The sequence below is a fragment of the uncultured Cardiobacterium sp. genome, assembly GCF_938028185.1.
Classification (GTDB): Bacteria; Pseudomonadota; Gammaproteobacteria; order Cardiobacteriales; family Cardiobacteriaceae; genus Cardiobacterium.
Genome location: NZ_CALJAH010000306.1, coordinates 1 through 10,677, shown reverse-complemented (window position 1 = coordinate 10,677; position 10,677 = coordinate 1). Strand labels below are relative to the sequence as shown.

Below are 10,677 nucleotides of genomic sequence, written 5' to 3'. Positions count from 1 at the left end.
CGCGCTCCTGGGCTTCGAACAAATCTGCCAAAACTCGCTCGACGCCGTGTCCGACCGCGACTTCGCCATCGAATTCACCGCCGCCGCCTCGCTCGTCATGGTGCATTTGAGCCGCCTGTCCGAAGAACTGATTTTGTGGATGTCGCCCCGCTTCGGCTTCATCGACATTGCCGACCGCTTCTGCACCGGCTCGTCCATCATGCCGCAGAAAAAAAACCCGGACGTCCCCGAACTGGTGCGCGGCAAAACCGGGCGCGTTTACGGCCATCTCACCGCCCTGCTCACCCTGATGAAAAGCCAGCCGCTCGCCTATAACAAGGACAACCAGGAAGACAAGGAGCCGCTGTTTGACACGTTGGATACCGTGCTCGCCTGCCTGCGCGCCTTCGCCGACATGATTCCGGCAATTGAGGCGAACCATACGGCGATGTACCGCGCCGCCGGGGCGGGCTACTCCACCGCCACCGATTTGGCCGACTACCTCGTCCGCCACGGCGTGCCATTCCGCGATGCGCACGAAATCGTCGGCCGCGCGGTGCATCTCGCCATTGAGCGCGATTGCACCCTGGACGCGCTGCCGCTCGCCGACCTGCAAGCGCTCTCGCCCGCCATCACCGAAGACGTTTACCAAAGCCTGACGCTGGAAGGCTCGGTGAACGCGCGCGACCACTTCGGCGGCACTGCCCCGGCGCAGGTCAAAGCGCGGATAAAACAGGCAAAAGAAACGTTGCAGAATTGACACTACGCCTGTTGCAAAATTGCACTACTCTTTTGCCCAACCCAAAAACAACGGAGACCAAACCATGAAAAACCCCCTCATCAAAACCTCGCTTGCCGCCCTGATGATTACCGGCCTTGCCGCCTGTAGCGCCGTCACCCCGCCGAACCAGTCCGGCATGACCACCGCGCGCAACGCCGCCATTGGCGCCGCTGTCGGTGCCGCCGCTGGCAACCTCTGGGGCAAAGACACCGAAGCAACGCTCACCGGCGCGGCCATCGGCGGTCTCATCGGCAGCCAGGTGCGCACCCCGGACGGCACCGGTTACAACAACGGCGGTTACGTTCAGCCACAACAGCCCACTTACAACAACGGCGGCTACTACCCGCAACAACAGCCGACCTACAACAACGGCGGTTACTACAACGGCGGCTACCGTCGCTAAGCGACCCGCCTAAAACACCCGCAACGCTGCGTGCTTCCTTATGGACACGCAGCGTTTTTGTTTGTAGCGACGCTATCCGTTGACGTTACGCCTACGTCTGCAACCAGAACGTCACCGGCCCTTCATTGACCAGTCGCACTTGCATCTCCGCGCCAAAAATGCCGCATTGGACGGGTGCATACAGCGCCTGCATCTCCGCACAGAAGCGGGCGAAAAATGGCTCCGCTTCCGCCGGTGGCATTGCCGGGTCAAAACCGGGGCGGTTGCCCTTCGTCGTATTCGCCGCCAGGGTGAACTGCGATACCAGCAGCAGTCCGCCGCCCGCCTCGCGCACATTACGGTTCATCCGCCCTTCGTCATCGGGGAAAACGCGGTAGTTCAGCAGTTTTTGTTGCAGGCGCGCCGCATTCGCCGCGGTGTCGGCCTTTTCAATGCCAATCAAGGCGAGCAGGCCGCCATCAATCGCGGCAACTTCCAAACCTTCCACCCACACGCTTGCGCTGGAAACCCGCTGAATCAAGGCTATCATCACGTACTCCCGGTAAAAACAATCGCTATATAATGCGGCAAATTCCCACGGAGCAAAACCATGTCCCTTGCAGGCAAACACATCCTCTCTATCGACCAGTTCAACCGCAGCGATCTTGAAAAAATCCTTGCCGTCGCGCAAACCCTCGAACCCGTCGCGCGCCGTCAGTACCGCTGCGACGTCCTGGACGGCGCGGTCATGGCCAACCTGTTCTTTGAAGCCAGCACCCGCACCCGCATCAGCTTCCACACTGCCTTTTCGCGTCTCGGCGGTCGCGTTTGCGATACTACCGGCTTCACCTTCTCCTCGCTTTCCAAGGGCGAATCGCTCGCCGACACCGCGCGCGTCATCAGCGGCTATGCCGACGCCATCGTCATGCGCCACCCGGAAACCGGCTCGGTCGCGCAATTTGCGAAAAACATCCGCGTGCCGGTCATCAACGCGGGCGACGGCACCGGCGAACACCCCAGCCAGGCGCTCCTGGATTACTACACCATCGACAGCGAATTTCGCCGCCTCGGCAAAAGCATCGACGGCATGACCATTGCGCTTGCCGGCGACCTCAAACACGGGCGCACTATCCAGTCGCTCTGCCGCCTGCTGCGTCTGTTCCGCAACATCACCTTCCACTTCATCGCCCCGCCGGCGCTTGCCGCACCGCAAGTGCTGCTTGACAGCCTCAAGGCCGCCGGCCACCACGTGCGCGAGTTCGACAGCATCAGCAGCGGTTTGCGCGGCGCCGACGTCATCTACGCCACCCGCATCCAGCGCGAACGCATCGAAGGCGGCGAAGAAATGGAAGGCTACAGCGAAGACTACCGCATCAACCGCGCCGCCATTGAAAACTACGCCGAAAAAGACGTGGTCATCATGCACCCGCTGCCGCGCGACAGCCGCCCCGGCGCGTTTGATCTTGCCACCGACCTCGACGACCTGCCCAACCTCGCCATCTTCCGCCAGGCGGACAACGGCGTCACCATGCGCATGGCGATTTTTGCGATGGTGCTGGATGTGCATGAAAACATCGACCGCCACTTCCACAAACGCCACGGCTACCGTCCACGCCGCTACAGCGACCTCGATGCCGATTTCTACCAGCTGGGTTGAGGACACGCCATGAAAATGATCACGGCCATCATCAAGCCCTTCAAGCTGGACGACGTGCGCGAGGCACTCTCGGACATCGGCGTGCAAGGCATCACCGTCACCGAAGTCAAAGGCTTCGGGCGGCAAAAAGGGCATACCGAACTCTACCGGGGCGCCGAATACGTCATCGACTTCCTGCCAAAACTCAAGCTGGAAATCGCCGTTGGCGACGACCTCGCCGAACAGGTCATCGAAACCATCCGCGACACCGCCAACTCCGGCAAAATCGGCGACGGCAAAATCTTCGTCACCCCGCTGGAGCGGGTGGTGCGCATCCGCACCGGCGAACTGGACGACGAAGCCCTGTGAACCATCCCCCCACTAATAAGGAGTATCCCATGCAAACCAGCATCCACCTGTCCCTGAGCTTGAGCACCGCCCTGCTACTGACCGCCTGCGGTGGCGGTGGTGGTGGCGACAATAATCCGCCGCTTGATCCCGGCACGCCGCCCGCCAATATCCCCGGCAACAACGCCGGTAACAGCGTAAACGGCATCTATCGCGGCACGGCGGTCGTCGTCCCCAGTGGCAGCACCATCAACAGCAGCCACCGCACCCTCAATATCGGCAGCGACTACCTCACTACCCTGAACGTCAACGGCAAACAGTTCAGCCTGCGTCGTCCTAACGATGACGGCAGCATCACGACGACTCATATCCTCAGCAAAGACGGCAAAAGCTATGAAATCTTTGTCGTCAGCAACTTCGACTACCGGGATAGTAGCTACGGCTACATCAAATCCGGCAACGAAGACTACATCTTCAGCCAAGGCAGGCTAACCGCCAGCATGCCGGGCAACGGCACCGCTCAATACGTCGGGCAGGCGGCCTTTGTCCGCAATGGTGAGGCCGGCACCGGAGACAGCCGTTTCACCGCCGACTTCGCCGCCAAAACCCTAAACGGCACCATCACCTCGAAAAGCAGTAGCGTGACCTTCACGCCGGTGAACATCAATGCCACCATCAACGGTAACAGCTTCGCTACCGCTAACGGCGCTGCCGTCAGCAGCGGCGGCCACTTCTACGGCGACAATGCCCGCGAACTCGGCGGCCTGTTCAGCGACACCGTGCAACGCCTCTCCGGCAGCTTCGGTGCCATTCGCCAATAACACTGCCATCCCTGCAAGCAAACCGCGCTCCGGCGCGGTTTTTTTAATGCGGGTAATCCGAATATCGCTATATCCGTTACTGCGCGGAATCACCCGGAATACTGCGATTTTCCGAATTGATACAGGCTGTTGCCACGTCATCCTCCGCGTCCGGCAGAAGGTGCGCGCCCTGTTCGGCGGGATGCAGCGCGTCCCAGGTGAGGGTAGGGCAGGGCGCGAGCAGGGCGGGGATGGCCTGCGGGTCGGGGTGCCAGGCGAGGATGATGCCGCCGCCGTCGCCCCGGTGTGCGCCCGCGCCGCTGATTTTGGCTGCACCCCCTGCGGCTTCGATGTCGTGGATGAGTGCCGCTGCCGGGGCAGGAACGACGCCAATGTGTGCCAGCAGGCGATGGTTTTCGCGCAAGGCCGGGCGCGGGTCGGCGCGACGGGTGAGTGCGTGTTGCAGGTCGTGCGTGGTCGCCGTGAATTGTTGCCACAAGGCATGGTCGTTGCCGTGGTGCTGGCGGACGTGGGCGACGCATTCGCCGGTGCTGACGACGGGGATGCCGGAGAGTATCCAGTACCAGCCGTCGCCGAGGGTGGCGGCAAGCGGCGCCGGATTGCCGTCTTGCAGGGTTTGCAGGCCGCCGTAAACGGTGGCGGCGGCGTCAATGGCGCTGCCTTTGCCGTGTTGCAGGCGTTCGCAGAAGCGGACGCGCTCGAAGCGCTGTTGCGCACTCATCGGGCGCCCCAGCAGGTGTTCGTAGAGGACGAGGGTGGCGGCGATGGCGGCGGCGGAGGAGCCCATGCCCGCGCCCAGCGGCAGTTCGCTGTGGCTGCTCAGCCGCCCCGGCACGGGCAGGTGGCGGTTCTCGCTGAAGCCGGGCATCGGCAGGTGCTGGAAGAGGGTGGCGAGGCTGTAGATGACGAGGTCATCCGGGCGGCGCAGGATGTTTTGTACGGCGCGTTCGCCACGGCTGTACTGCTCAAAGCGCTGGTCGAGTTTGTCCTTGAGGCGGTGCAGCGCGGCGGTGCGGTAGTGTTTGCCCGCGGAGATGCCGCTAAGCGCGGTGCGGATGGTGCAGCTGCGGTGCAGCGGTGCGAAGCCGACGGTGGTATAGCGGCGGATGGCGCAGACGATGGCGGGGGCGCCGTAAACGACGGCGTGCTCGCCGCTCAGGATAATTTTGCCGGGGGCGCGGGCGCGTTTCATGGTCAGTTGGCGTTGCCGTCGTCTGCCGGTTGCGGCAGGACGAGGTTGAGGAGGATGGCAATGATGGCGGAGAGGCCGATGCCTTCCAGATGGACGAAGCCGAGGTCCACCGAGAGGTGTCCCAGTCCCGCGACCAGTGTCACCGCGATGATGATGACGCTGCGTTCGCTGCGCACGTTGGCGTTGGGCGCGAGCAGGGAACGCGCGCCCATCGCCGCAATGGAGCCGAAGAGCAGCAGCATGATGCCGCCCATGATGGGCGTCGGCATATTGCTGAGGATGGCGGCGAGTTTGCCGGAGAAGGCGAGGACGATGGCGGTGAGGGCGGCGTAGGTCATGATGCGCGGGTTTTTCGCGCCGGTGATGGAGACGGCGCCGGTGACTTCGGAATAGGTGGTGACGGGCGGGCCGCCGAGGCATCCGGCAATGGCGATGGCGACGCCGTCACCGGCGAGGGTGCGGTGCAGGCCGGGGTTTTTCAGGAAGGGCTTGTCGCAAATCTGGCTGATAACGGCGATGTCGCCGATGTGCTCAATGGCAGGGGCGAGGGCGACCGGCAGCAGGAAGAGGATGGCTTCGAGGTTGAACGCGGGCGGGGTCACGGGCGGGGCGGCGAACCACGGCGCTTGTCGTACCGCGTCGAAGTTGGTCAGGCCGAGCAGGCTGGCGGCGATGTATCCGGCGATGATACCGGCGAAAACGGCGAGCAGTTTGGTCAGACCACGGGTGTAGAGGGCAACGGCTATGGTTGCCGCCAGCGCCACGCCTGCGCTGATGAGCGCCGGGCCCTTGGCATAAAGGGCGGCGCCGCCGTCGCCGGTCAGCCCCATTGCCATGTTGGCGGCGGCGGGGGCAAGCGAGAGGCCGATGACCATGATGACCGGCGCAACCACCACCGGCGGAAAGAGGCGGTCAATGAAGCCGGTGCCGATGAGGCGTACCAGCACGGCGAGCGCGAGATAGACGAGCGAGACGGCGATGATGCCGCCCTGCGTCGCCGCCAGTCCCCACTGGTTGATGGCGGCAATGAGTGGCGCGATGAAGGCGAATGACGAGCCGAGGAAAATCGGCACCTGCCGCCCGGTGAAGAGCTGGAAGCAGAGGGTGCCAATACCGGCGGAGAGCAGGGCGACAGCGGGGCTGATGTTGGTGAGCAGCGGCACCAGTACCAGCGCGCCAAAGGCAACGAAGAGCATCTGGATGCCAACGAGGATTTCTTTGAGGTTTTGCATTGCGGGTCTCCAAAAAAGCGGCGGCATTATACGCGCGAAAAAGCCCGCTATAATGCGGCGCTTTCTTTCGCGGGATTTCGCATGACTCGACAGGATAAAGGGTTTTATCTCACGCTCGGTTCGCAACTGGCGCTGGTTTTTATCTATGGCGCGGGATTTGTTTTGCATTGGACAGGCAATCTCAAACAAATGTCGCTCGGCTTTGTTTTGACACTGTTGCCGCTTTTATATTTCCTCCCCGGCGTGTGGCGGCGGCAGGGCAAACCGTATGCCGCCCTTGCCCTGCTTGCGCCGCTGCACCTGTTTTTTGGCGGGGTGATGTGGTTGTGGGGGCAGCCACTTTGGGGCATACCCGTTTGTATTCTCTCCATTTCCCTGCAAACCGGAACGATTCTGCACAATTATGACGGCAGCCGCCGCAAAGCCCGCCGCGAGGCGCGAAAAGCGGCGCGGGAAGCCGCAAAATCCCGTTGATTTTTAAGACGGCACGACTATAATGCGCGCCTTCTTTAAACCCTTTTTTTAACCAACGAGGAATGTAATGCCAAGTGTAAAAGTACGAGACAACGAACCGTTCGATATCGCCCTGCGCCGCTTCAAGCGCTCCGTGGAAAAAGCCGGCGTGCTGGCTGAAGTCCGCAGCCGCGAGTTCTACGAAAAACCGACCCAGGAACGCAAGCGCAAACTTGCCGCCGCCGTCAAGCGCAATACCCGCCGCCTGAAAAAAGAACGTAGCCGCTTCGAACGTCTGTACTGAGCACGATGAGCATCCGCGAAAACGTCAATGCCGCCATCAAGGCGGCAATGATCAACAAAGAAAAAGCAACGCTGCAAACGCTGCGCATGGTAAGCGCGGCGTTCAAGCAGATAGAAGTTGATCAGCGCGTGGAAATCACCGATGAAATCGCCCTGCGCGAACTGGTGCGCCAGGTCAAACAGCGCCAGGATGCCGCGCAACAGTTCCGCACGGCCAACCGCCTTGACCTCGCGGAACACGAAGAAGCGGAAATCGCCATCATCCAGCAATTCCTGCCGCAGGCACTGAGCGAGGACGAAATCCGCGCCGCCGTGGACAAAGCACTCGCCGCCTCCGGCCTGCCCAGCGAAATGGCATCAATGAAGCCGCTGATGGCGACGCTCAAACCCGCACTGGAAGGCCGCGCCGACATGGCTTTCGTCAGCCAGTACCTGCGCACCCTGTTACAACAATCCTAAGCTGGAGGCGGGCCGACGGCTGCCGATGGCAAAACGCATCCCCAAACCGTTCATTGACGAACTGACAGCGCGAACCGATTTGCTCGCGCTGTTGTCGTCTCGTATCACCTTCACCAAGAAATCGGGCAGCAACCACTGGGCTTGCTGCCCGTTTCATGACGAAAAAACGCCGTCCTTCAGCGTCAATACCCAAAAAGGCTTTTACCACTGCTTCGGTTGCGGTGTTAGCGGCGACGCCATCCGCTTCCTGATGGACTACGACAACCTGCCCTTCCCGGAAGCAGTGGAGCGGCTCGCCGAATACAACGGGCTGGACGTCCCCTACGAAGACGATGGTCGCCAAAGCGACCCGCAAGAAAAAGACCGCTACGATCTGGGGCTCGAATGCCTGGCTGACGCGGCAGCCTATTTCCACGAAGCGTTTTACAGCGACAGCGGCAAGGCGGCGCGCGACTACCTGCGCCAGCGCAACCTGAAAAAAGCGACCGTTGATACCTTCCAGCTCGGCTACGCCCCGCCCGGCAACGCCCTGCTGGCGCACCTCGGCAGCAAATACCCGCTGCAACTGTTGCAGGACGTCGGCCTGGTTGGCGTCAAAGACGACCACCATTACGACTGGTTCCGCGAGCGCGTCATCTTCCCCATCCACAACCACAAAGGCAAAGTCATCGCCTTTGGCGCGCGGGCGATGGGCGAGGCGCAGCCAAAATACCTGAACTCGCCGGAAACGACGTGGTTCAACAAGCGCCACGAACTCTACGGCCTCTATCAGGCGATGCAGACGCGCGAACGTACCCTGCTCGTCACCGAAGGCTATATGGACGTCATCAAACTGTGGCAGCACGGCATCAAAAACGCCGTTGCCGCCCTCGGCACCGCCATCGGCGAGACCCATATCAGCCAACTGAAAAAACGCGCGGAGAAAATCTACTTCTCCTTTGACGGCGACACCGCCGGACAAAAAGCGGCGCGCAAGGCGCTGGAAGCCGTCTTCAGCCAGCACGACAAACAGCACGAATGGCGCTTCATGTTCATGCCTGCCGGCGAAGACCCCGACTCGCTCGTCGAAAAAGCGGGCGTTGCCGCCTTCCAGCAGGCGATGGACGCCAGCCTGCCCGCCTCCGCCTACTTCCTGCAAACGCTGGACGACGGCGCGGACGCACAACGCAGCGCCGAAGCACAAGCCGAACTGGCGGGTGAAGCACAGCGCTGGCTGGAGCTGCTGCCCGATGCCGATTTCCGCGAAATCCTGCGCGCGCAAGTAATGAAACGCTTTGAGCTGCCGGTCTTGACGCTTTCCGCTGGCGCCACACCTGCACGCAGCGCCGTCCCCGCCTGGCGGCCGCGCGAAATGCCGATAGTCAAACCCAAAGACAAAGGCATCCAGCTGATGGCGCGGCTGCTGCTGCAACCCCAGTGCGCGCTGCCGCTGCGCCGTTGGGAATATCCGCCGGAAGACGCCGAACTGCAACTGTTCTGGCTGCTCTGCTACGCCCTGCAAAGCGGCGAAGCGAGCCGCACACACGCCGAAACATTCCTGCGCCAACATGGCGTTTACGAGGCAGTCACCGCTGCCGCCAAACTGCTGGCACGGCTGGACGCAACACAACAATGCGCCGAATTTGCCGATATGCTTGCCAACCTGCAAAAAAGCCACGCCGCACAACAGGCACGGCTTGAAAAATTCTCCGTCGCCCGCATAAAAGACGACCAGATTTCGACATTTACAACAACGGGATAAACCATGAGTGATTTTGAGCAAGAGCCAGAAGAATATGACGTCCAGGACGAAGTCAAAGAACTGCTTGCCCGCGGCCGCGAACAAGGATTCCTGACCTACGAAGAAATCCACGAAGCGCTGCCGGAACACGCCCTGGAAGGCGACAAATACGACGAAATGATCGCGCTCATCGTCGAAATGGGCATTGACGTCGTCGAAAGCGCCCAGGAAGACGGCGGCGTCATCGCTACCGACGACGAAGAAGAAGTCCCCAGCGCCGCTGCCCTCAACGAAGCCGAAATAGGCCGTACCACCGACCCGGTGCGGATGTATATGCGCGAAATGGGCGCGGTTGACCTGCTCACCCGTGAAGGCGAAATCGCTATCGCCAAACGCATCGAAGCCGGACTCAACACCGTGCAGCAAACGCTCGCCGAATTTCCGCTGGCCGTCTCCGCCCTGCTCGAAGAATTTGCCAAGACCGAGAACGGCGAAGGCCGCCTGAGCGACCTCGTCAACGGCTACGGCGACCCCTACGCCAACAAAGAAGAAGAAATCCCCGAAAGCAGCGACGACGACGAAGACAGCGACACCCTCGTCAGCGGCAGTGACGACGACGAAGACGACGACAGCGCCGCACCGCCGGAAGACGCGCCGAACAACCAGGACGCACTGATAGAGGCACGGGAAAAACTGCTCGAACTGGCCGCCATCCACAAAAAACTGATGGCCTCGCTCAACAAGGGCAAAATGCTGGACGACAAAAAAAACCAGAAACTGCACGGCGAAATCAAAGAATACATCGCCGCCTTCTCCTTCCCGCAAAAAACCATCGACCTGATGGAAGCCCAACTGAACATCCCGAACGAAGAAATCCGCGACATCGAACGCCGTCTGATGCGCCTCATCATCGAGCGCGCCGGGATGCCGCGCAAAACCTTCATCCAGGAATTTCCCGGCAACGAAACCAACCCCGACTGGATTGTTGGCCACAGCAAACAGCGGCGCAAATACGCGGAAAAACTGAAAGGCATGATCACCGAAATCCAGGTCGAACAAGAAAAATACCTGGACATCGAAAAACGCTACCGCATGAGCATCCCGCAGCTCAAAGAAATCCACAAGCGCCTCTCCATCGGCAAAATCCAGGCCAAACGCGCCAAAGAAGAAATGGTCGAAGCCAACCTGCGCCTCGTCATCTCCATCGCCAAAAAATACACCAACCGTGGCCTGCAATTCCTCGACCTCATCCAGGAAGGCAACATCGGCCTGATGAAAGCGGTGGACAAATTTGAATACCGCCGGGGCTTCAAATTCTCCACCTACGCCACCTGGTGGATTCGCCAGGCGATTACCCGCTCTATCGCCGAC

General features: G+C 61.1%; 13 protein-coding genes. 10 read left to right on the top strand and 3 right to left on the bottom strand.

What is annotated here, in order from left to right; translation table 11 throughout:
- Positions 1-739: argininosuccinate lyase (argH, locus tag Q0349_RS08990; protein WP_298080532.1), on the top strand; the 739-nt coding region annotated here is incomplete at its 5' end.
- 64 nt (positions 740-803) lie between these two features.
- Entirely contained in the window at positions 804-1,163 is a 360-nt protein-coding gene (locus Q0349_RS08985; RefSeq protein WP_298080531.1) for a glycine zipper 2TM domain-containing protein, read from the top strand.
- Positions 1,164-1,254: 91 nt separating this feature from the next.
- Here Q0349_RS08985 and dtd read toward each other — a convergent pair whose 3' ends face one another.
- Positions 1,255-1,692, bottom strand: a complete 438-nt coding sequence (dtd, locus tag Q0349_RS08980; protein WP_298080530.1) for a D-aminoacyl-tRNA deacylase — start codon at positions 1,690-1,692, stop codon at positions 1,255-1,257.
- A 60-nt stretch (positions 1,693-1,752) separates the two neighbouring features.
- On the opposite strand from dtd, the gene pyrB reads away from it, so the two are divergent.
- The 3 genes from pyrB to Q0349_RS08965 are packed head-to-tail and all read left to right on the top strand — an operon-like array spanning position 1,753 to position 3,947.
- The gene (gene pyrB, locus Q0349_RS08975) at positions 1,753-2,799 is read left to right on the top strand and encodes an aspartate carbamoyltransferase (RefSeq protein WP_298080528.1); all 1,047 of its coding nucleotides are present in this window, start codon (positions 1,753-1,755) and stop codon (positions 2,797-2,799) included.
- 9 nt (positions 2,800-2,808) lie between these two features.
- A complete protein-coding gene (gene glnK / locus Q0349_RS08970; protein WP_298080527.1) occupies positions 2,809-3,147 on the top strand; it encodes a P-II family nitrogen regulator in 339 nt (112 codons plus the stop codon).
- Between the two features lie 29 nt (positions 3,148-3,176).
- Positions 3,177-3,947, top strand: a complete 771-nt coding sequence (locus Q0349_RS08965; RefSeq protein WP_298080526.1) for a transferrin-binding protein-like solute binding protein — start codon at positions 3,177-3,179, stop codon at positions 3,945-3,947.
- Positions 3,948-4,023: 76 nt separating this feature from the next.
- Here Q0349_RS08965 and Q0349_RS08960 read toward each other — a convergent pair whose 3' ends face one another.
- Entirely contained in the window at positions 4,024-5,139 is a 1,116-nt protein-coding gene (locus tag Q0349_RS08960) for a GHMP kinase (protein WP_298080525.1), read from the bottom strand.
- Positions 5,140-5,141: 2 nt separating this feature from the next.
- Positions 5,142-6,371, bottom strand: coding sequence for a uracil-xanthine permease family protein (locus Q0349_RS08955; protein WP_298080524.1), 1,230 nt, complete (start codon positions 6,369-6,371; stop codon positions 5,142-5,144).
- 81 nt (positions 6,372-6,452) lie between these two features.
- Here Q0349_RS08955 and Q0349_RS08950 point away from each other — a divergent pair, with 81 nt between their 5' ends.
- The 5 genes from Q0349_RS08950 to Q0349_RS08930 form a co-directional block, all read left to right on the top strand.
- Positions 6,453-6,845: an ABC transporter gene (locus tag Q0349_RS08950; RefSeq protein ID WP_298080523.1), complete on the top strand. Its 393-nt coding sequence runs from the start codon at positions 6,453-6,455 to the stop codon at positions 6,843-6,845.
- A gap of 67 nt (positions 6,846-6,912) precedes the next feature.
- Positions 6,913-7,128 carry a 30S ribosomal protein S21 gene (gene rpsU, locus Q0349_RS08945; RefSeq protein ID WP_004142550.1) on the top strand — a complete coding sequence of 72 codons (216 nt, stop codon included), beginning with the start codon at positions 6,913-6,915 and terminating at the stop codon, positions 7,126-7,128.
- Positions 7,129-7,133: 5 nt separating this feature from the next.
- Positions 7,134-7,586: a GatB/YqeY domain-containing protein gene (locus Q0349_RS08940; protein ID WP_298080521.1), complete on the top strand. Its 453-nt coding sequence runs from the start codon at positions 7,134-7,136 to the stop codon at positions 7,584-7,586.
- A gap of 25 nt (positions 7,587-7,611) precedes the next feature.
- The gene (gene dnaG / locus Q0349_RS08935) at positions 7,612-9,327 is read left to right on the top strand and encodes a DNA primase (protein ID WP_298080520.1); all 1,716 of its coding nucleotides are present in this window, start codon (positions 7,612-7,614) and stop codon (positions 9,325-9,327) included.
- Between the two features lie 3 nt (positions 9,328-9,330).
- Positions 9,331-10,677: sigma-70 family RNA polymerase sigma factor (locus Q0349_RS08930; RefSeq protein ID WP_298080519.1), on the top strand; the 1,347-nt coding region annotated here is incomplete at its 3' end.

Coding starts and splice junctions, on each gene's coding strand:
- Q0349_RS08985 (WP_298080531.1), top strand. CDS start 804: ATGAAAAACCCCCTCATCAAAACCTCGCTTGCCGCCCTGATGATTACC.
- dtd (WP_298080530.1), bottom strand. CDS start 1,692: ATGATAGCCTTGATTCAGCGGGTTTCCAGCGCAAGCGTGTGGGTGGAA.
- pyrB (WP_298080528.1), top strand. CDS start 1,753: ATGTCCCTTGCAGGCAAACACATCCTCTCTATCGACCAGTTCAACCGC.
- glnK (WP_298080527.1), top strand. CDS start 2,809: ATGAAAATGATCACGGCCATCATCAAGCCCTTCAAGCTGGACGACGTG.
- Q0349_RS08965 (WP_298080526.1), top strand. CDS start 3,177: ATGCAAACCAGCATCCACCTGTCCCTGAGCTTGAGCACCGCCCTGCTA.
- Q0349_RS08960 (WP_298080525.1), bottom strand. CDS start 5,139: ATGAAACGCGCCCGCGCCCCCGGCAAAATTATCCTGAGCGGCGAGCAC.
- Q0349_RS08955 (WP_298080524.1), bottom strand. CDS start 6,371: ATGCAAAACCTCAAAGAAATCCTCGTTGGCATCCAGATGCTCTTCGTT.
- Q0349_RS08950 (WP_298080523.1), top strand. CDS start 6,453: ATGACTCGACAGGATAAAGGGTTTTATCTCACGCTCGGTTCGCAACTG.
- rpsU (WP_004142550.1), top strand. CDS start 6,913: ATGCCAAGTGTAAAAGTACGAGACAACGAACCGTTCGATATCGCCCTG.
- Q0349_RS08940 (WP_298080521.1), top strand. CDS start 7,134: ATGAGCATCCGCGAAAACGTCAATGCCGCCATCAAGGCGGCAATGATC.
- dnaG (WP_298080520.1), top strand. CDS start 7,612: ATGGCAAAACGCATCCCCAAACCGTTCATTGACGAACTGACAGCGCGA.